At 55.2% G+C, this 20,646-nt stretch carries 12 protein-coding genes; 5 read left to right on the top strand and 7 right to left on the bottom strand.

Features of this window, described 5'->3' with window-relative positions; translation table 11 throughout:
• Nucleotide 1: 1 nt before the first annotated feature.
• From PDUR_RS05560 to PDUR_RS05545, 4 genes are all read right to left on the bottom strand, one after another.
• Nucleotides 2-1,276: a vWA domain-containing protein gene (locus PDUR_RS05560; protein ID WP_042205425.1), complete on the bottom strand. Its 1,275-nt coding sequence runs from the start codon at nucleotides 1,274-1,276 to the stop codon at nucleotides 2-4.
• Nucleotides 1,277-1,329: 53 nt separating this feature from the next.
• Nucleotides 1,330-3,822 carry an Lrp/AsnC family transcriptional regulator gene (locus PDUR_RS05555; RefSeq protein ID WP_052410071.1) on the bottom strand — a complete coding sequence of 831 codons (2,493 nt, stop codon included), beginning with the start codon at nucleotides 3,820-3,822 and terminating at the stop codon, nucleotides 1,330-1,332.
• 4 nt (nucleotides 3,823-3,826) lie between these two features.
• A complete protein-coding gene (locus PDUR_RS05550; protein ID WP_042205424.1) occupies nucleotides 3,827-7,216 on the bottom strand; it encodes a tubulin-like doman-containing protein in 3,390 nt (1,129 codons plus the stop codon).
• 77 nt (nucleotides 7,217-7,293) lie between these two features.
• Entirely contained in the window at nucleotides 7,294-9,126 is a 1,833-nt protein-coding gene (locus tag PDUR_RS05545) for a vWA domain-containing protein (RefSeq protein ID WP_407944282.1), read from the bottom strand.
• A gap of 204 nt (nucleotides 9,127-9,330) precedes the next feature.
• Here PDUR_RS05545 and PDUR_RS28580 point away from each other — a divergent pair, with 204 nt between their 5' ends.
• Together PDUR_RS28580 and PDUR_RS05540 are read left to right on the top strand one after the other, a co-directional pair.
• A complete protein-coding gene (locus tag PDUR_RS28580) occupies nucleotides 9,331-9,483 on the top strand; it encodes a hypothetical protein (RefSeq protein ID WP_156130321.1) in 153 nt (50 codons plus the stop codon).
• A complete protein-coding gene (locus PDUR_RS05540) occupies nucleotides 9,476-10,414 on the top strand; it encodes a hypothetical protein (protein WP_042205422.1) in 939 nt (312 codons plus the stop codon). Before PDUR_RS28580 ends, PDUR_RS05540 begins: the two co-directional genes overlap by 8 nt.
• Before the next feature lie 129 nt (nucleotides 10,415-10,543).
• On the opposite strand, the gene PDUR_RS05535 is transcribed toward PDUR_RS05540, so the two are convergent.
• The 3 genes from PDUR_RS05535 to PDUR_RS05525 form a co-directional block, all read right to left on the bottom strand.
• On the bottom strand, nucleotides 10,544-12,124 hold the full coding sequence (locus PDUR_RS05535; RefSeq protein ID WP_052410070.1) for an ATP-binding protein: 1,581 nt from the start codon (nucleotides 12,122-12,124) through the stop codon (nucleotides 10,544-10,546).
• Between the two features lie 28 nt (nucleotides 12,125-12,152).
• Nucleotides 12,153-12,506, bottom strand: a complete 354-nt coding sequence (locus tag PDUR_RS05530; RefSeq protein WP_042205421.1) for a hypothetical protein — start codon at nucleotides 12,504-12,506, stop codon at nucleotides 12,153-12,155.
• 435 nt (nucleotides 12,507-12,941) lie between these two features.
• Nucleotides 12,942-13,340, bottom strand: coding sequence for a (deoxy)nucleoside triphosphate pyrophosphohydrolase (locus tag PDUR_RS05525; protein WP_042205420.1), 399 nt, complete (start codon nucleotides 13,338-13,340; stop codon nucleotides 12,942-12,944).
• A gap of 239 nt (nucleotides 13,341-13,579) precedes the next feature.
• Between PDUR_RS05525 and PDUR_RS05520 the strand changes: the two genes are divergently transcribed.
• The 3 genes from PDUR_RS05520 to PDUR_RS05510 all read left to right on the top strand — a co-directional run bounded on the left by PDUR_RS05520 (nucleotide 13,580) and on the right by PDUR_RS05510 (nucleotide 20,550).
• Complete coding sequence (locus PDUR_RS05520) at nucleotides 13,580-14,071, top strand: hypothetical protein (RefSeq protein ID WP_042205419.1); 492 nt, start codon at nucleotides 13,580-13,582, stop codon at nucleotides 14,069-14,071.
• Between the two features lie 428 nt (nucleotides 14,072-14,499).
• Nucleotides 14,500-15,159, top strand: a complete 660-nt coding sequence (locus tag PDUR_RS05515) for a hypothetical protein (protein ID WP_042205418.1) — start codon at nucleotides 14,500-14,502, stop codon at nucleotides 15,157-15,159.
• A gap of 36 nt (nucleotides 15,160-15,195) precedes the next feature.
• Complete coding sequence (locus PDUR_RS05510) at nucleotides 15,196-20,550, top strand: hypothetical protein (RefSeq protein ID WP_042205417.1); 5,355 nt, start codon at nucleotides 15,196-15,198, stop codon at nucleotides 20,548-20,550.
• The last annotated feature ends 96 nt before the right edge of the window (nucleotides 20,551-20,646 follow it).

Here is a 20,646-nt window from a genome sequence, read left to right as displayed (position 1 = left end):
GTTAGAAGCCTTTGCTGCTCCGCTTACCGCGTGTAGGAAAGCCCTCCGACGGCCGCGGGGACGGCTGCGTTTCTCCGCGTCCCCTCCGGGTCAGTCGCCCTTCTCCCACCGGAATGATTGCGGTAAACAGCGCGATTACGCCCGTCAGAAGCAGCACGGCAAGCAGCCGTACCATCGCATTCAGGAAGCCATGGCTGCTCAGGCCGTATTCCAGCGTGAGGCCGGCCAGGAAACCGGACACGATGCCTCCCAGGCCGAAACTCTTGGCCAGGTGACGGTTGTCGAAGACGATGCCGAGCCCGAGCCCGAGCGCGGCGCCGATCAATACAAGCGACAGAATACGCAGGGCCCCGTAGTAAGGGCTGTGCTGTGTGTTGTCCGTCCGCTCCGTAACCAGCGTCCGGTCGCCGAGCCGGTCGTAAATCTGGCGGAAGATGTCGGCCAGCCGGTTCGCGTCGGTCACATCATAATATTGTCCGCCGGTTGTAGCGGCGATTGACTTCAGCAGGGCAGGACCAGAAGGATCGCTCAGGCTGAGTCCGATCGTGTTGACCGCGATACCGCGGTCCACATACGCCTGAAGCTCCGCACTGGCATCAAGCCGGCTCACTCCGTCCGACAACAGAATAACCATCGCTCCACGGCCGGCGGCACTGTCGCCGTTAATGACATTCAGCGCCTCCGACAGCGCGCCGCTGAGATTCGTTCCGCCCTGGGTCGTCCGCAGAGTGTTAATCGCTGACGTCACCTGCTCCCGGTTCCCCGCCTTCGCAAGTGAAGTCAGAGGCTGAACGACCGTCGCCTCATCGCTGAACGTCAGTACGGCGACCTTGTTATCCCCATCCATCCGCATCACGAGGTCCCGGGCTGCCGAGTAGCGGCTGTTGCCGGGATCGCTCTGCTCCATGCTGCCGGAATCGTCAATGACCATCACGATATCCTTGACCGGCTTCAGGCTGCCGAAATTAAGTTCATATACGAACTCCATCAATATCCCCACGCCCAGCAGGATAACAACGGCCAGCGGGAGCAGCTTCCACGATAAGCCAAGGTAGCGCTGGCGCCACGACCAGCCGTTCAGTCTGGGCGAAATTATCTCCGCCAGCAGACTGCCGAGCCCCATGCCAAGCGCCACTATGGCAAAATAAAGGCCGATGACCAGAATGGAAGGCCATTCTCCGAGCAGACGGCCCAGCAGAAGCTCGCCTAAACAAAAGGCGACCGCTCCGCCAATCAGACTGAACAAGAGGAGTAGCAGATTTAATTTTCGCTGCATTGATTCATCATCCTTTCGGGTAATACGGGTCCCTGATCCAAAACTATCCGCCCCTAGCGCAGAGCGGGAAGCGATTCTTCGTCCACGCCGTGCAGTTCATAGCCGTTCTTTAAATAAGTCTCATAATAGATCCGGCCGTTGCGGTAGTATAACAGGTCCTCCAGATGGAACCCGCCCATCAGGTTCAGCTTCTCCACGCCGCTGCGCCGCAGCTCATGCACATAGCCCAGCCGGTAGATGCGCGTCTTCTCGTCTGCGGAAAGCGCATAGCGCAAAAATTCCGAGCCGCTGTCGCCGAAGAAATATTTTTCCTCATGCCGGTGCTCCTGGGTGTACTCGAAGAGTCGGACATGGATGGCCGCCTCCTCTTCCAGCGAGCGGTACAGGCGCCGGAACAGCTCCTCTTTCGATAATACCTCCCGGTTGTCATACGCCGCCGCGACATTTGCCCGCCGCAGCAGTTCTTCCTCGAAGGAAAGCGCAAAAGGCGCCGCCGTCAGAATTTCCCGGCCGCATACCTCGATCAGCCGTTCCAGCACTGTAACAATGCCCTGGTCCAGCAGGTCCGGCAGGCTTCCCATATACCGCTCGCTCATTAGAGCGCCGGGACCGCGCCGGGCCTCGATCTCGTCGATGACTTCATCCGTTACGACGCGGTAATACTCCATAATGTTCCGGCCAATATCGCTTTCAGCCCGGCCGATGCTGTCCAGCGCCGCCGCCTTCAGCTCCTCCTCTAGCCGCTCCATCGTCTTCACCCGCTGGACGCTTGCCGAATGAAGCGACTCCAGCCCGGATTCAAGGCGGGTACACAGCGCAAGCTCGCTCTCCAGCAGCAGCAGCTCATACTTTGCGCCATAGCCTTCAGCGAATAGATAATGGATGAAGTTTCGGACCGTCCGCTTATCCATCAGCGGCACCCGTTGAAAAGGCAAGCGGTCCACACTGTCTCCGTACAGCAGCTCCAGTTCTTCCCGTGATGAGGCAATCGCCGCTCGGAGGCCGGCCATATGCTGGCGAAGCCCGTGCAGCACGCTGCCGGTATCGTCCCTGTCGGCGGTCCATTCCGCCAACTGGAAGAATGTGATTGCCGGATTTGCCCCATGAGGCGCGGCAAGCAGCGGCGCCCATTCCCGCAGGGGATCGGCGGATTCCAGCCGCTTAGCCGCGGGCGAGGCGAAATTGCTGTGGAAGTAAGCCTCGCCGCCGCCGCCGAAGATCAGCTCTTCCGCTTCGCGAAGAGACAGTCTTTTAAGCTCATGGTAGGATGGGCGTCCATGGCTCATCAGGCCCGTCATTTCAAGAATTCCTTCTTTATCCGGGAGCAGCCGCCGAACCCGTTCCCGCAGACTGTCAGGGCTTAAGCCCAGCAGCTCCAGCCGTTCACGCGGGCTGAGCCGGCTCTCGCGGGACATCTCCTCCCTGATCCGCCGGAACGTATGGTACAGCACCGCCAGCGCAATCTGCCGGTTCGGCCGTTTGACGCCGGAGAAGCCGGCAGATGCGTACCCCTGCCGGCCCGTGCTGCCCCTGATTCCGCTCTTGAACGCCATGTTGTTGTAGCCGGCCTGTTCCGGGCCGAAGCCGCCGGAGGGCCGCATCACATTCTTCAGCAGACTGATGTGGGAAATGATTTCGTAATTGTCTTCCATTCCGCCTGCCGGGGATGTGCCGCGCTCATTCTTGTCCGACAGGACGTAGACAAGGTCGAACAATGGCGAAGGGCCGTGGCTGACCGGAATGGACAGCCCGTCTTCCGTGACTAGCAGCGGAGCAGTGTATGCATAATCCGGAGACTGCATTCCCTCCAGCTCGCGCAGGAAAGCCATTCCCGCCGAGCTGGAAAGCCCGAAGCTCTCGGCCTGGTCCCGTTCGCTGATCAGGGCGAACAGGTCGGTTTGCACCGATTTGAACGACTGGCCGAGCACGGCGCGGGTCAGCAGCGTGATTTCCGGCAGCAGCACATTAAGCGGGTCATCGACCCGCGTAATAATGGAGAGATGAATGACATCGAAGGAGGAATACAGACGGCCGTAATCCGCTATGACACCCGTCAAGCGCCGCAGCGCGGTGTTCATCTCCGCCAGATAGCGCTGCTCTCCGTGAAATTCCTGGTATAGCTCCCGGCGGACGGTGCGGGGATCGCGGCCTTCAGACTGGGGAAGAATCATCGTTCTCAATAGGCCTGCAGGCCAGTCTGTCCGTGCGGACGCCGGAACCCCGCTCCAGTCGTCGTATACGCCGGGAGCCGTTCCTCCGTATGCAGCCTTCCGGGCTGCGGCGGATAAGGCTTCATCCTGCTGTCCGCCTGATTCTTCCGGCTTCCAGCCCTCGGGAACGGCATGCACCGCCAGTACGCCGCCGGCGTTATCCCATTTGCGGCGGCAGCTGTCCAGTATGGGCCGGACTACGGGAGCCGTCTTCTCTCCTACGAACAGAAACAGAGCAGGGTAATGAATGCTGCTGCGCTTGTCCCCCTGATCCTGCAGCCGGTCTTCCCGGGCGGCGTATTCCGCCGCATAACGCATTGCCAGCGATCTGATCATAGGCTTACTTCAGCTTTCTGCGGATGCTGCCGAGCTTTCCGGTCATGCCCTTGTAGAAAGCGTACATTTCGTCGCCATCGGCATGCTCCACCCGCTCGTATTCCAGGCTGTCCCGCGCTTCCAGGAAGGCTTCATACAGGTTATCCAGCTTATTAAGCAGCGGGGACACATCTTCAGCCGCAGTCATTTCCGCAGAACGCCGCGCAGTTTTGCGCAGCAGCACGCTGCGGCTCTTCTCATCCAGCGAGCGGAAACGGCTGTAGACCGCGTATTCCACGTAGCTGCGTTCCTTCATCAGATTGGCGAACGGCTCCCAAGCTTCCTCTTCCTCGTCCTTGTCGTAGACGAGCAGTGCCCCTTTTTTCACAATAACATCGGTGTAGAGGGCCTCCAGGAACTGGTCCAGCCATTTCTCCTCGTCCAGATACTGGCGCAGCACCGCATCCAGCTCTTCCGCTTTGGCTGAGATCGCCTCATACTTCGCCAGCTCTTCGCGCACTCTTGCTGCAAGCTGCGGCGAGCGGATCAGATTTTCCTGGGCCAGCTCCCGGCTGATGCTTCCGAAGATATCCTTCGCGCCTTCGCGCTCCAGCCCGTTCTCACGCAGCCTTCTCAGTTCTCCGGCCGCCTTCTTCACTTCACCCAGATTCGGCCGGGACGCATCAAGCTGAAGGTCGTAGCCCCGCAGCAACGCATCAATGTCGAACGGCTTCGTGAACACGACCGAATAGCGGTTGCTGGTGTTTTCGTCCAGGCCTTTTTCAATAATAACTCCAGCTTCCAGCGCCTTGGCGAACTCTCCGCGCACTCTGGCATTATGCTCCCGCACCCGTGCGTTGCTGTAGGTGTCGCCCCAGGACTGCTCCGGAATCGGCGACGGGAGATACGTCCAGTTGTTCTTCTCCGTCTGCACCAGATGGCGTCCGATCCCTTCCTTGTCGAGAATGGTCCGCTCATAGTTCTCTTCATACACCCGCAGCGGCGTATAAACGAACAGCGGCACGCCGTTGCGCGTATTCAGCCAGAATATCCGGTTCTTGACTTCGCTCTCCTTGACCGTAAAATGCGATTTGCCGAGCGCGTTGTTCTGGTAATTGCGAATCCCCTTCAGGATGCCCGGCGCCTTCACAGGCACCGATACGAAGCCCCATGAAGGGAAGTGCAGGCTGCCCGAGCTGTTGCTGAGATGGAAGACCGGCACGGCCTCCTCGTCAAGCTTCCCGGCAACCGTTCGTTCCACAAGCTTGTCAAGCGGCTCCTCGCTGCCGTATTTCATCGTTAGAAAATCCTCCATCGACCGGGTGATGAGATCCCCGAACTTGTCGCTGAGGAACTCGGAAATGGAGCGGACGATGTCGATCTCCTGCTCTCTGACCCAGCGGCTGGAATTACGCAGCATTTCCCGGGAAAAGTCGCGGATCAGGTCGTCGCCGTCTTTTTGATCCATAATCTTCGAAATCGTCTGCGAAATGTCCGGCACGCTTACGATATTCCAGTAATACGTCTTGTTGCCCTTGTGGTCGGTCTGTTCTTCGCCGCTTGTGAGAATATCCCCGTTCTTGGAAAAAATCGAGCTGAGCGCGTTCAAAATCTCCGTAAATACGCCGTAAATCCGGCTGTTCTCCTCATTCAGCAGCTCGAACAGATCCTCGTAGAACTCGATCATGCGCTCGGTACGCTCCGTATCCGCATGCAGCCAGTATTCATTGATCTTCGCGTCGATATAGGCGTTCTTCTTCTTTTCCTTCGAGACAAAAGCGCTCCGCGCATCACCCAGTTTGTCCTCCGCAGACTCCCGGGCCGTCTCGATATCACGCGGCAGACGCAGCAGATTCTCGCGCAGCGCTTCAATGTAGGACTGGATCAGCTTCAGGATGCAGAAGCCTTTTTCCGTAAAAATCAGCCGAGACACATAGAACGGCCCCTGCTCGGGATGCAGAAACGTCCGCTCCATCTCCTCCCCGAACCGTCCGACGATTTCGCCGGGAAGCTGCTTTCTCACCTTGATGTACTCTTCTCTTACGCGCGATAGAAAGCTCTGCTCCAGTTCGGTGTCCATATCGACAACCTGATGCTTAATAACATTGGAATGGCTCAGCCGTTCACTGTTCTCATAGCCGGGCAGCGGCTCCGGCACACGGGCTTCGAACGACTTGATTACGCTCTCCAGATCGATGCCGAGCTTGCGGGCTATTTTTTCGACATCCTCCTGGCCGGGAGCCTGGTGGAACATTTTATCCATTTTGTCAAACAGACGGTAAGCAAGGTACGTGGTCATTTCCTCAATCGGCAGCACGGCGGATGAAGCCCCGATAATGTTGTACTCGTAGTTGGCCGGATAGCTCTTGTGCATCTGCGCGATGTTCGTGCGGATGTTGCTGATATAGTCATGGATGGCGAATTCCTCGCCCGACTGCTTCTCCTCGCTCGCCATGAAGTTCGTAATGTTCTCCGCTGTCACGTTCATGCAGTAGTCGTAGGCATTCTCCAGCAGCTTGCCTTCCGTGTTCGTCGCCGAAATGAGGTGGCACAGATTGAATGGAGGCAGCGGAGAATTGACGGTCAAAATATTGCCATACTGCTGGCGGAAACGCTCGCTCCGGCTGTCCACGTTCATCCAATAGTCAAGCTCCTTGAGCGCCGCGTATCCGTTCTTACGGATGTATTCGCGGGTATGCTCGCTGAGGCTCTTGTTCGACAGGTTCACGTCCGGTGTGAACAGATACCCGAGTGTATTGACGCGGTCGATTCCGGCAGAGCCGTAATCACGCTCGATGATACCCCGGACGATATAGGCGATGTCGAGAAAAGAGCCGCTGCCCGTGCCGCCGGACAGACCCGTTAACAGGAAGACCATCAGCTTCTTGTTCGTGCCTACCGACAAGGTCTTGATCTTCTTGTCGATCGCGCCCACGACCTGGTTGATCTTCGTGAACAGCAGCAGCCGTCCCGCCTGCCGCACGCCGGCGGCGCCGTTCATGCCGTCCGTGATGCTGAGCTCGGGCGACAGCCATTCCGTAATGTAGGGGTCCAGGATGCTGCGGTTCTGCAGCAGTCCGCCGATTTCGGCGTTGGACAGCCTCACGAACTCGTTCTGCGGGTCGAGGCCGATGCCTCTGTACTTCTTGCCGAGATCCTGCTCGTTCGTCTCGAAAGCGAGGAACTCCACGTTGTCCGGCTTATCCCGCTTCTTCTTGGAAATCGGGTCCTCCGGCAGCTTGAACCGGCGGTTGATCTGGTATTTCAGGCGAAGCAGGGCGTCGATGCCCGTGCCTCCGAGACCGATAATAAGGATCGGATTATCGATCGTGTCAACTCTGATTTTGTCGCTGACGATTCCTCCGCCAAGCGATACGTCAAGCTGCTGAATATGTTCTCTTACGACCGGTTTCATGTTTATCCCCCTAAAAGTTTTACGATGATATACTTCCTCGCATTACTTCAGTAAAACTCGCTTCGGAAGCATACGCCTTATACCAAATATTCCAGCATAATCGTCTTGTCCACGCTGCCCAGCGGAACCGAAATGCGGTCCCCGCTTTTCAGCTCCAGCCCACGGGAGGCGTCGACCGCCCGGCCCGATTTCTCGACCGCGATCCCGTCGCCGCCGTGAAGCTGCAGCCGGTCGTGGTTCCCCGGCGTGAAGACCAGCTTCTCGCTTTCCCTAAGTTCCGGAGCAAGCTGAAGCAGCTGGTGCAAATTGAATTTGCCCCGGAAGCCCGTCAGCTTCTTGTACTGCGGATACGTCTTCTCGCCGGTGTTTCCGTCAAGCACCTCAATGACCAGTTGGCCGACAAAGCCTCGGTTTGCTTTCTTCCACAGCATCCAGATTACGGCGGCCGCTGCCAGAACCAGCAGGATTCCGGCAATAATCAGAATCAGGGTCCACGACCTGCCGCCGTCCTGCTGCTCGCTGCCGCTTCCGGCCGTACCTGCGGTAACAGGCGCCTGGGTGGCCGCTCCGCCCGCATTTACCTGCACAGCTTGGCTCTCGCGGTAGAAGCTGCTCTCTTCCGCCCGGACCTTCAATTCGTAATTGTGGCTGTCTTTAACTTCGAAGCTCCCTTTGAACTCGCCGCCCGAATTGTCCAGCGGAAGCTCTTCCGTCTTACCGGTATCCAGATCGGTCGCCAGCAGCACCGCCCTCATGTTGCCGTACAGCTCCGCTTCACTCACCTGCGTACCATTGCTGAACAAATGGGCGGAGATGCCTACAGTATCGCCTTTCTTGTAGGTCTTGGACGGCAAAGCCTCCATTTTAAGCTCAAGATCATAGTTGAAAATCAGATTGATGTCGATTTTATCCTTCGGAACGCCTTTGACCTGAAGCTTCCAGTCCCCTTCCTTCGGAGACAGCAGCTTCAGCAGACTGTACGTCGATGACTTGGACAGCAGCACATTATTTGAAGGAATCGCCACGCTTGCCCCTGAAGGGTCGGTCAGCTTCGCTGTTACCGGCTTCGACGATATGATGGAAATGTTGGCTTCCAGGACGCTGGCGTTCGGGACGGTCACCGTTACCTCTTGGTACTCGCCGCTGGCCGTTATCGACTGTACCGGCACCACTTTAAGCTTCAGATGGTCGGCAAAAATCTCGCTCAAAATCTCGGGCAGATCGTCTGCGGTATTCGTCGCGAACGCTTTGCCGCCCGTCTGGTCGGACAGCTTGGCAAGACTTGCTTTGTTAAGCTTGCCGTCCGCATTCAGGCCGATCGTGTAAATCGGATAACCTTTCTTCTTGGCGGTCTCCACCGCCGCGGCCAGCTCCTGGTCCGACTCGCTCTGCGTCCGGCCGGTCGCTTCGTTCAGATCATTGTTGCCGTCGGCGAGCAGCACGATCATCGGCTCGTGAGAAGGATCGCTGCCATTCTCAAGAACCTTGACCGCCTCATCTACCCCGACGGCGATATCCGTGTAGGAGCCCCTATCCAGTCCGACGATAAAATCCTTCAAATCCTGCTTATTCGAAGGAGAGTTAATCGTCAGGAGCGCCTTCTCGCGCTGCACCTTGTCGGTGTAGGCGACGACACCGACCTTGTCCCCCTTCGCGGACAGCATATCTATGAACATCTTCATCGCCTCGCCGGCGATGTTGTCCTTATCGCTCGTCTTCATGGAGTTGCTGACATCGAGCACCAGCACGGCGTCAATTTGCGACGAGGCTCCCGGCGGGGCAGACTGGGCCGCATAGGCCGGGAACGCCGCCATCGGGCCGGCCGCGATACAGAACGCCAGCAGCATCATTGAAAAAAGCCGCGCGAACAAAGACAATAACCTTCTATTTCGGACATCGTTACGAAGCATGATTATTACTCCTCTTATGTTTTGATAGACGGCATCAAGGCTGGTTCAAGACAGCTAAATTCTGTCAATAGCATGCCATTATGATATAATTAAACCCTGTAAACTTCAACTTTAGGAACGCTGGGCAGGCAGGGACGGGCGGGGTCCGTCAGCCTTTACGAACCATGTTCGAGCGCGCACCGTTCGCCTGGAAAGGACAGCTCCATGATTTCATACGTTATACTCGGAATTACGTTTCTCTATACCGTCACTCAAATTCTCCGCTATTTTCTTCGGGGACGCAGACCGATTGCCCGGGAAGAGATCGACGGGCGGCTGCTGGCCTCGCTGAATGGAGGCGACAGAACCCATGGCTAAGAAAAAACCGGTCGTTCTTCGTCCCTTCAAAGCCCCCCGCTATTCCTTCGGCAAACTGCGCGTCTGCAAGCGATGCGGAAGGTTCACCGCCCTGTCGGAAGAGCGCTGCCTCTACTGCGGCAGAGCCGCCCTTGTCTCCGTGGAGGAACGGGCGGTTTCGCTTGCCGGACGCCGCATGACCGTATCCCTGCTGATCGCCGCCTTGCTGACGGCGGCGGCGGTCTATTTCGCCGCAGACTCCCTGCAGCGAACGCTGTGCGCGTTGGGCGGGCTTGCCTTGCTGGCGGCGCTCTTCGCCGCCCAGCGGAAGGCGCGTCCGGCTGAAAATCTGCGCGCCCTGGACGAACTGCTCGGCCGGAACATCGCCGCGGTCAAAGAGGGCCTGGAGATCAACCGGCAGGAAGCCGTATCCGTGGTGCGGGAGAATGATACGCTTGCCTATGAGAAGCTGCGCGAAATTGCCGTGCTGCTCCGGGGCGACCGCGTCGCCAGGCAGCGCGTCGCCCTGCTGCACGGCTTCCGGCTGCGCAAGGACATGGATCTCGAGATGGAGCAGCTGTTGCTAAGAGATTTTGAACCGCTGCTCGCGGAATACATCGGCGAAGTCGCAAGACTCCGCCGCGATTTAATCAAGGACCGCACCCTGCGCTATGTGCAGCGGTATGAGGCCCAGATTCTTGAAATGAAGGACGGCTCCGCGATCCTCGCCGCAGTAGCCGGAGCCGCAGTCCGCATGAAGCGCTACGCCCTGCTCTACTCCGGCTTCATCAGCCGTTACGCCCATTCGCTTCCGCGCGACCGGTTTCTCCGCCTGCATCAGTTGATCTCCGCCTACCCGCATGAGACCTGGAACGGCCTTGATATCCGGGTTCAGGAAATCCGGGAAGCCAAGTACCGCTGGGACCCTGATTTCGGGCAAGCCCAGCCTTAAGAGGCATGACGCTAAAAGGGGCTCCTTTATATGACGATCAAAACTTTGCGAATCCTGCGGCAATTTGTGATATTTGTATGTATCTCTCCCGATTGTCTACGGGGCGAGAGCTTTCAATATATAAGAATCTCAAGCGGGCAGCCTTTTAAACTTAACTGAAAAGGTAGTTCCGTCCGGTCCTGTGACAACGTCGATTTTGGCGCCATGCTTGTTGGCAACGTTGAAGCATACGGCTAGTCCCAGACCGGAGCCGCTTTCCTTGGTCGTATAAAATGGTTTCCATATATGCTCAATCTGATCGGAAGGAATCCCTTTGCCATTGTCCTCAACGGACAGTATAATGGCATCCTCTTCCGCGAAGGTTCTAATGATTAAGCGTCCTTGCGGCGGCATGGCTTCCAGTCCGTTGCGAACCATATTCAATATAAGCTGGCGGATCATCCGTTCATCCATATACATAGGCGGAATCTGCCCCAGCTCGGCGTTTACCGTCTTCCCCGCAACCGTCGCATCCGCTTGAATCAAAGGAAGGATTTTGGCAATCAGTTCATTCAGTTGGTCGTATTTCATGTCGATTCTTTGATTTTTCGCCAGCCCGAGAAATTCGGAGATGATGGAATTGGCCCGGTCCAGTTCCTCAATCATGATCTCCAGATAAGACTGTTTGCCGGATTCCTTTTTGCTCATGAGCTGCAGAAACCCTCGAACCGTAGTTAACGGATTCCTCACCTCATGACCGATGCCCGCCGCCATTTCACCGATAAGATGAAGCTGATCGAGCCGCACCATTTCCTTTTCATACTCCTTATGCTCCGTAAGGTCACTGAAGACAGTAAGTATGCAGGGAGTTTGGTTGATGTCGACCGTAACAGTTTGGCATAAACAAATCTTTTGCTGGTCCAAAGCGTTCTTAAAAGAAACTTCAATATTGCCCTCATACAAAGACTGTACGGAAGTCTCCATTATCCGTTTTAGCAATGAGTTCTCGTTATGCCGTACAGGCCAGTACCGCTTGACCAGTTCATCCCCGCTTATACCCAGCATAGATAATAGAGGATCGTTGTATTCAATGATTTGATTATTGTAAAGAGAAACGACAAGCATGGGACTTGGGATCACGGAAAAAATGGCTGACAGCTGCTCTTCCGAGTGTCTGAGTTCTTTATTCTTTTGGGCGAGCTCCCAATTCTTTTTTTTCAGAGCGGAAATTAACAGGATACGGTCCAGCACGATCGATACTTGACTGCATATATTTTGCAAAATATCCAATTCAACAGGAGAAAAAGCGGGGCGGTTACGTAATCCAAACGACAAAGTGCCCACGAATTTTCCATAGGATATCAGAGGATGACTTACATAAGCCTGCAGCCCGAAGCCTTTGATAATCTCAACCCTCGGGTCCGAGGAGTTTTGAATGTCTTCGACGATTATTCTGGAAAGCTTCTCCGCAGCTTCCCCGCAAACCGTTTCTCCAAGATCTATCCACTCAATAAGCGCATGTTCACGCCAGGTAATTCCGTGATAATTCATGAGCCGAAGCCGCTTAATCTCTTCATCAAAAATATAGTTAAGATAAAGATCCAAATCCAAATGGGCGGAGAGTTTATTGAACAGATTATCCAGAAGCTTCTTCGGGTTTTCATTCAAGATGAGCTCCTGTCCCGCTTCAGACAAAACTAAGAGCTTAAAACTGTTTTCGTCCTTATTCACCTTGATTTCCCTCCCAAATCTAATATACCTATCTCATCGTACGCTTCCGAATGAAAGCGCCGGTCGCATTCCCAAGCAGCGAGATTATGCCATAAGCAGCCGAATAAATAAGAGCCGTGCTATTGGCTTCGAAAACGATGAATACCGAAAGTGTAAACAGAAACGCGGGCTGCAGTGCAGACAACGGTTTGAAGCCAAGCCGAAGTCCGAGCTCTCCCGACAGAACCAGGATAACCGCCGGATTAACCAGGAGCAGCAGCGTTACCAGCGCACCCAGATCGCTCATCGTGCCCGTGCGGTTACGAAAGTATAAAGGCAGGAGAAAGAATAGGAAGGCATATATGGCCGTATGCAGCAAAATTCTTTTAGATTCCCGGTTCAAATGATCTCCCCCTGTGAATGGCTCTTTTTCTATATAATACCGTTTGTGGATTGTTAAACATAGCAAAAAAAGAGTAAATGGTTTACGCTCACCGCAGCGATTGGCCAATGCCAGAAAGAATGCTGTTCAAAGCAGCGTGATTTCTGCGGAACAAGCGTCAGTATATATGAAAGCGGTAACACAAAGGTTGAGGGAAAACATCAAAGCCGCTGTATTTCATCAGGCCAAGCTTACCCGGGTGGTACTAAACCGGTTTACCATCGGCATAAAATGCCGCCCTGTTTACGTTCGGCAGGAGCGTATTGCCTATATATTCCCTTCCTACACCATCTCTGTCAGCGCATATATGCCGATACCTGCACACAGTACCGTTACTGCGGGCACGGCAATCCGCCATGTCATTGCGGCCGCCGCCCCTTTCATTCCCAATCCGTCTCATTGTCTGCCGGGTTCTAAGCTCAGCTTCTGCACAAACGGGATATCCGCGGGGGCAAAAATAAAACGTTCCAGCTCATCTGGAGTCTCCCAGCGGCAGTCGTCGTGGTCTGTCAGCACGATTTCGCCTCCCCGGTATTCCGCTTTCCAGGCAACCAGCCGGATATGCAGACCGCCGCCGTAGCTGTGCTCGTTAACTCCAAAATATTCATATGGAAAGATGTCGATGCCCATCTCCTCGGTCAATTCCCGCCGCAGGCAGGCGCTAACATCTTCTCCGTCCTCGATTTTGCCGCCTGGAAATTCCCACAGCCCCGCTTGGGACTTGCCTTCTCTGCGGCGCGCAATCAGAACCCTTCCCTCTTTATTATAAATGATAGCCGCGGCTACTTGAATCATTGCCGTCACCTCCGAAGGTATACTTGGAGTATAACGCTGGAAATTGTGAATATCCACAAACACACAATCAAGGCCGGGTTATCCCATATTATCCACATGACTTTCCACAATCTGGGGATATACAAATCGAAAGCGGCGCTGGCGCCGACAGCATGATATAATCAAATGGCGAAAGCTGGGGATACGGCTTCACTTCTCTCGTCCCGGCTGAACCGACACGAACAACGGAGGCTATCCTTATGCTCACTTTTCACCAAAAAATCGAGATTCTTGACTCTTATCCACAGCTTCAGCGCAAAGATGTATCTTTGGGAAGGGTCAACTATCACTACGAAGAAAGCCTGCATGATAAAAAAACCGTCGCTTTTCATCTGCATCCGAACGGCAACGGCTATGTATACGCGGGTCTGCTGACAGGTTATAAAATTGACGACAAGGGATTTGTCAATATCCGCGACTTCTCCGAGGAGGAACTGCGCTCCCTGCTGGACGCTTCCATCGCTTCGCTCTCCGAGCCCCAAGTCAGAGCCGTGCCGGCAGGCGGCAAGAAAACCAAGCGGCTTGCGGCCGAGACAAGCTGGATCAACGGGGAGGGCCAGAAGCTTACGCTTAAAGCCGAAGACGATCTGTGGTATCTCTATTCGAGCCTGAGTTTGGAAATGGCGTTTGAGACGCCGGATGAAGCGAAGGAGTATTTGGCTGAGGAAGGCTTTTCACAGCTGCAAGATTAGATTTCTTGTCAGGCTTGTCCGGGCAACTGCCCTGATCTTGACTGCTGACCGGCAAGCCTTCGAAGGATTTGAATGCGGTTACAAACAGATGACCGTTTTGTACGTCCCTCAACAACAATTCGAGCCATGGGGGACAGTATCACTACACAGGGTATGCTGCCTAACTATACATTCCCCACGTCTTCACTGACGATGAGGGACCCGTCATTCGACGTTTAAGCCCACCTTACGCAGAAAGTTGGATGACCCCGCACCGATTAAGTCTTATGCATGAGCAAGAAGAGAGATGAAAAGTATGAGGGAGCAGCCAAATGTATATGATTTGGTTGCTTTTTTTACAGTATAAATAATAGTTCGGTACAAATACTAAGTAGCGAATTTTATGAGCGCGTACGTAAAAATAGCACTTAAAGAAAGGAGAATCACTAATGATTGACAACAAAGACCCGGGAAGCAGCAGCGAGGGCTCGATACTAAGCGGAACCTTCCTGACTAACGGCAATACTGCAGGCGATCAAGCATTTGGAGGCAGCAGCTTTGGAGGCGTAATTCCTGAGAGTGCCTCTACAATGGGTATCGCAACACCTGATATCGATCTGAGTCAGCCGCAGGAACGGAAAAAATCTGCTCCAGGCGCCCAATGGAACCCGGATCAGTTTCTGTCTATTTCAATATTCCCGAAAGATTCAACCTGCTTTGGAGATGCCACTCCCTCCTATCAAAATCTGTTCAGTAGTGGTTGCGGAAATGTTGAACAGTGCGGCAGTCCCTTCATCTTTGACATTTTATACCACGTTGATGCAGATGGAGTTCCTCGTCCGGCTCCGTTTACGCCTCCTAAACTGACCCTTGATGTTAAGTTTATAGATACAAGCGGGAGTGTAGTATTTCAAAAACAGGCAACGGATAATAATCCTGTCTATAGAAGTGCTGGATCCCCATTAAAAACCACATTTGGAACACGTTTTACGATAAATACAACTAAGAATGGCAAGTTACAGGTTAATTTAAAGATGCTTGACAGCGATACCGGAAAAATGGTTCGTTATACCGATTCCATACAGTGCATCATTATTGATTGCTCTTGACCGCAGGAGCCAATTAAGGATTTGGAGGCGGCAGCTATGCTGAGCGTAATCCCTGAAACCATGCTGGATGTGATAAAGAGACGTTTTGGTGTTGAGATTGACCCAGACTCAAGTGGTGGTCAAATTCTGAACAGCCTTCGTCCCAGGCCGCCCTTTGATGATCAGATGTTCACCGGGCAGGCGGATCTTTCCCCACTGACCTTGACCTTCACGAACGTTGGGCTCAGTGTTCATGCCGCACAGGTTACTGACGCTCTTGTATTTACCCTGCCTGCGGGTCCTCTGGATTTTAAACTGGTTCCCCCGGACGCTGCTCATCCAAAGCCGCAAGTGGAGTTGAAGCTAGTTTCATTTACTGTGCCTCTTCCCTATTTGCGTCCTGCACAAGTCAGACCTGACGGAACTTTACAGGAGTCGGCCGGTAAAGTAGAGCTCCACTTCCCTGACCTCCTGCTTGTTGTTGCCGGTAGCAGTGCTAAGCTCGCCCCTTCCGACAATGCCACAGCAGCCCTGGAAGTGACGATGACGCCAGCCCTTGCCCTTTTTGGCCCAAGTACAGTGGTTGGGCTCGGCTTCGATCGGGCGACTCTTAAGCTTGAGGGTCCGGGTGCGCCGGAGCTCTTCGTTCCCGCAGTCGAGATCTATGTCTCGCCCCCGGCCCTCCCTGCTTTGGCGATTCACGGCGGCGGCCGCGATCTGCACTTGGGTCTGAGCGGCAGTGGATTGTCCGGCGATTTCAGCCTGGGGCTTGTCAATGGTGCTCAAACGCCGCAGCGCCCGCGATTTCTTCGCAACATGGCGGCTCATTTGCGCCTTCATCGCAATTCGGTCACCTTATTGGAATTAACCGGCCAGATTGACCTGCAGGGCGAGTTGAAAGCCCTCGTTGGTCTGCCGGAGGAACCTTCCGAGTTAATCGATTACGTGCTGAGTTTGATGCTCGATGGCGGTTGGAAAGCTTCACTTTCCTTGAAAGCCAATGGTAACCGAAACTACCTTTGGCGCACCCAGCGTCCTGTTCCAAACCCGGACGAGCATGACCTGCCGCGGGATACACTGGGAGCGTATGCCGTATTCAGTCCGCTGCTGATCCCTAACCTTCCCGGTGCAGGAAGCAGCGGCTACATTGACCTTGGAATCAGCGCCGGAGCAGCGAGCGCGATTGCCGCCAGCCAGTCGGTCAGCACGCAGTCGGTTACACTGTATGGCGGCCAGTTGGTCATCCGCCAGCCGGTTGGCGCCCCTCCCGAGGCGTTCTTGTTTTTTGACCTGGAGACCGAGCTGCATTTCAAAATGAAAGTCGGTGCCATGAAGCTGCTGGCAACCCGTCGGCCGCTTAAGGTGCGCCAAAGGGCTATCGGTCTGCGGCTCGACTTCGGCCCCGGCGGAGCCCCGCCACAATTCAAGCCGGTCTTTGATCCGGCTCAGGGCTTCAGTCTCGACCTAAGCGACCCTGGCCTGTTTGAAGTTCCTGCTCCACTGGGGGACATTGTCCAGCCGGAAGGAGCCCGTATGGCGCGCGAGAATCCGCTCAACTTCGAGATCGACCTGGTGCTCAAGGCAGACCTGGGTGTGGTGACGGTCGACCGTGCCAGCGTCCGTATTCCGATTGACTCGTCCGCCCTTCCCACGTTGACGGCGCTGGGTGCACATATCAACGTACCCGGCGCTTTGTCGGGCAGCGGCTACCTTAAACTGCTGCCGAACGGCGGATTTACGGGGTGCCTGGATGCAGCCGTTGCTCCCCCGTTCGGTGTGCGTGTAGCATCCGGATTAAGTATTGAGAACGCTCGAGATATCACATCGAATGAAAAACTTACATCCGTGATGGTTAAGTTGGGTGTTGAGCTGCCGGTGCCCATACCATTAGCAAACTCGGGTTTGGGCCTGTTCGGATTACTTGGCATGTTCGGCATGCATTTCAAGCGCAATCAGCTTCCCTCACAAACTGCGCTGAATTGGTTCGTGGACAGCGCCCAAGGCGATGCGACCAACATTAATGCTTGGAAAGCCAGTTCAAACGCTTGGGCGCTGGGGTTAGGCGCAGTGATTGGCACTGTCGAGGGAGGCTTTCTGACCCACGCCAAGGGGATGGTTGTCATTGAACTCCCCGGCCCGCGCTTACTGCTTGTAACGAACGCCGACCTGCTTAAGGGGCGGCCTGCTACGAAAGGTACTGAGACCGGTAAATTCCTGGCGATTATCGATATTCAGCCAGATCAGTCGCTTACGATGGGCATTGTCGTTGACTATGGTATCAAGCCTCTACTAGAATTTCGCGTGCCTGTTGAGGCCTATTTTGATTTCAAACAGCCGGAGAACTGGCACCTGGATGTAGGAGGTATCCCGCCGCGTTTGCCGGCTTCGGTTAAGTTCCTTAACGAAATGCGGGCCGACGGTTATTTGCTTATTCACGGGAATGGAATCCCATCGGCCGGCGACCTGACGCCTCCCAGCCAGGCGGATTTTTCCATCGGCCCGCTCTATGGTTTCTCGGTGGCTGCCGGCGTTCGCGCCGCCTTCACCTGGGGACCTGAGGAGATCGGCCTGTATCTTAAAATCGCCGCCCAAATCGACGTCGGCATCAGCTTTAAGCCCTTTCTGATTATAGGTAAGATGTCGCTGCGCGGGGAACTGCACCTGTTCATCGTCAGTGTCGAAGCTTCAGCTTCGGCTGAGGTGATCATCAGCCCCGTCGGTCACTTCATTTCGGCGGAAGTGTGCGGATCGGTTGATTTCTTTTTTTTCGATGTGGAAGGCTGCGTCAAGCTGGAACTGGGCGAACGCCCGGGTAAACCACCCGCTGAACCGCTGGTGCGGGCGCTGTCGCTTCACAGCCGCTCTCCGGCTCTATTGACCGGTTCTGCTGTCGACCGTCCAGTAGATGGAAGCTTAGGGAATGCCGCATATTTTGCCGGGAATTGGGTTGGAAAGCTGCCAGTCGTACCTGTTGACTCCATCCCGGTGCTGCAAATGGAAATGCGCCCTTGCGTTGATGCAGCGTGCAGATTCTTTAACCGGACGATTGATTCCAAACTGCCGCCGAATGGCTGGGTTCGGCGCGGCGAGCGTTTTTATCGCTACACACTTAAGTCGATCCAGCTTATCTGCACAAGCGCTAATGGTGCTCCATTGTATCCTCCGGTAGACGAAGGTGACACACCCGCCGTATGGTGGGACCGGTATGGCAAACCAAGCGGCGGCGGTGATAATGAGGTGCAGTTGGCGCTGTTAAGCTGGATTCCCGACGCAACGCCAGCCGCTGCCGAGCGCACAACCAGCCTTGACCAGCGGGTCAAACACCGCTGGGGCAACATGTGTATGGAGGTGGCCCCCCCGACCAAAGTTCTATGGACGTTCCGGCAGGCTCCCGGTGGACCTTCGATGTCCGGATGGAGATTACAAGGGCTTGCGTGGCCTGACGAACCCGGGACGTTCCGCAGCATGCCGCCGGAGACCCGCCTGCAAGTGACCGAGCCCTGGCGCTCCGATGAACGGCTTGCCGACGGGATGATTCTTGCCGATCCGGCTTATATATGCTCCAGGCAGGCTGAGCCAGGCCGACTGCTGGTCGCCCCGCATACTGGCATACAGTTGCGCCCTGCCGTTCCCAATGATCATCATTTCGATGAAATGCTGCAAGCTTTGCGTCCTGGGGGACTAGGCGCCCTGGCCGACGCCATTCGCCTTAACTGCGGCGGACTGCGAGCCGTCCGGTTGCTGCTTTTTGTCCATCCTGTAGTGTGGAGACATGAGTTTCTGCTCTTGCGAGCACTGGACAAGGAAGGGAACCCTAACGGTTTCGAGCAGGCCATCTCTCCGGATACTAGCCGTGTGATAGCTCATATAGACGAACTCCCCTCAGATTGGAACGATTCCGATGCTCCTTGGAAGCCATTAACAGAGGGGGCTTGCAACTTTTGGTTCCACAGCTTATCAGTGATTGCCGAGCGGGCTAAGCTGGTATTATATGAAGCTGATTTACCCGATGACACGGCGCAGATCGAGATTGGCCTCTCGAAAGATTTTTGTGACTGTGACTCAAATAAAATCGGGTTGCTCCCAAACTGGGGGCTGCTGATCATCGAGGGTCTGCTTGAAGCCGAATTCTTACGCTTCAGCTACGACAAAGAAGCCGTTAAGCGGAACATCGATGTTGTGAATGGGGCGCTTGGAGCAGATCAGGGCAAGCGGGCACTGCTTCGTCCTGACGCCATTTATACGGTTGACCTGACTTATGATGTGGAAGTGGCGGACAATGACGGGAACGGTAATCCAAAGGAAGGCGATATCCAGAAACAGACTGGTCAAAGGCAGCAGTTCCGCTTCAAGACCGATACGAAGCCGCCCGAGCGGCTCGATCCATGGGTTCTGGCGACTGATCCTGGACCGGTGCAGAATTTCTTTTTTTATGGCGACCCGCTTCGGGTCGTGTTTGCTACCAATGCGACACGTAAACTGTTCAAGGTTTACAACCAGGAGCTATTCGCCGTGGTCAAGGCTGCCTCCGGCAAGCATCCGCAGGCGGCTCCGGGGTTTGATGCTGCGGTAGCCAAACTGGGGAATAGTGTGTTTCCTCCGTTAGGTATTGCGGCAGTCGCCATGACGCCTTTTGAAAGTTCGCTGCGAGAAGCGCTGGCCGGACAGCCCTGCTTAAACGTCTCTAACCAAACAGCTGCTCACGAGCGGGTTACACTAAAAATGAAACTGGAGCCGCTGACCGACTATATTCTCGATCTAGAAGCACGGCCTTCTGCCGCCGCACCTGTTCACCCCATGTTCCGGCGGCATTTCAGCACCTCGCGCTACGAGAGCATGGAGGCGCTGGCGGCTGACGTTAACAAGACACAAGTGCAGCACCGCCGCATCGCAAGTACTGCGCCGCTGGCGATGCTCGCCGCTCAGAATCCGGGGCCTTCGGTCTTACAGGTTAGCGACCTGGATATCGAAAACGCGTTACGGAGAGCGCGCTGGGGCGATCTCGCCCGGCTGGTGAGCCCCCACCTGACGGTGATCTGGAAAGACGGTGCTCTAGGTACGCCCCCGCAGCCCTTTGCTCTGCTGATCGAGACGACCGAACCGCTATGGCGCTGGCGCGATGTTCCGCAAGAAGTGACGGATAGTCACGGTACGCGCCGGTACCAACTACAACCTGTAACCTGGTTGGACGTAATCGAGACGCCAGCGGGCGTTCGTCTAGTGTCCCGCTTCGTCCGTTCCAGCGGCGGCGGCCGTACACTGGTCGTTCTTAAGCCTTCGGCGAGAGGTGGAACGCTGTCTTTGGCACTGCGCCGCACCTATCATATATTGTTCGAAGGTTATACTGCCGTCAAAACAGCTTCGCTAACAACGGTCAGCCTGGCAATGGCTCCTTGGGAGGATCAATCATGAGCAAGCGTTGGGTTTTACCTCATTTGTTTAAACTACAGTCAGCAAGAGTCCATTGGAGCGATGAGTTCACTCGTTCACAATACAAAGAAACTGTTC

Source organism: Paenibacillus durus (genome assembly GCF_000756615.1).
GTDB lineage: Bacteria > Bacillota > Bacilli > Paenibacillales > Paenibacillaceae > Paenibacillus_AQ > Paenibacillus_AQ durus.
This window is presented reverse-complemented; position numbering and strand designations above follow the sequence as displayed.

What these genes read in the sequence shown, in the direction of transcription:
- PDUR_RS05515 (WP_042205418.1), top strand. Translation starts at nt 14,500, where the DNA reads ATGATTGACAACAAAGACCCGGGAAGCAGCAGCGAGGGCTCGATACTA.
- PDUR_RS05525 (WP_042205420.1), bottom strand. Translation starts at nt 13,340, where the DNA reads ATGATTCAAGTAGCCGCGGCTATCATTTATAATAAAGAGGGAAGGGTT.
- PDUR_RS05550 (WP_042205424.1), bottom strand. Translation starts at nt 7,216, where the DNA reads ATGAAACCGGTCGTAAGAGAACATATTCAGCAGCTTGACGTATCGCTT.
- PDUR_RS28580 (WP_156130321.1), top strand. Translation starts at nt 9,331, where the DNA reads ATGATTTCATACGTTATACTCGGAATTACGTTTCTCTATACCGTCACT.
- PDUR_RS05520 (WP_042205419.1), top strand. Translation starts at nt 13,580, where the DNA reads ATGCTCACTTTTCACCAAAAAATCGAGATTCTTGACTCTTATCCACAG.
- PDUR_RS05510 (WP_042205417.1), top strand. Translation starts at nt 15,196, where the DNA reads ATGCTGAGCGTAATCCCTGAAACCATGCTGGATGTGATAAAGAGACGT.
- PDUR_RS05560 (WP_042205425.1), bottom strand. Translation starts at nt 1,276, where the DNA reads ATGCAGCGAAAATTAAATCTGCTACTCCTCTTGTTCAGTCTGATTGGC.
- PDUR_RS05540 (WP_042205422.1), top strand. Translation starts at nt 9,476, where the DNA reads ATGGCTAAGAAAAAACCGGTCGTTCTTCGTCCCTTCAAAGCCCCCCGC.
- PDUR_RS05555 (WP_052410071.1), bottom strand. Translation starts at nt 3,822, where the DNA reads ATGATCAGATCGCTGGCAATGCGTTATGCGGCGGAATACGCCGCCCGG.
- PDUR_RS05545 (WP_407944282.1), bottom strand. Translation starts at nt 9,126, where the DNA reads ATGCTTCGTAACGATGTCCGAAATAGAAGGTTATTGTCTTTGTTCGCG.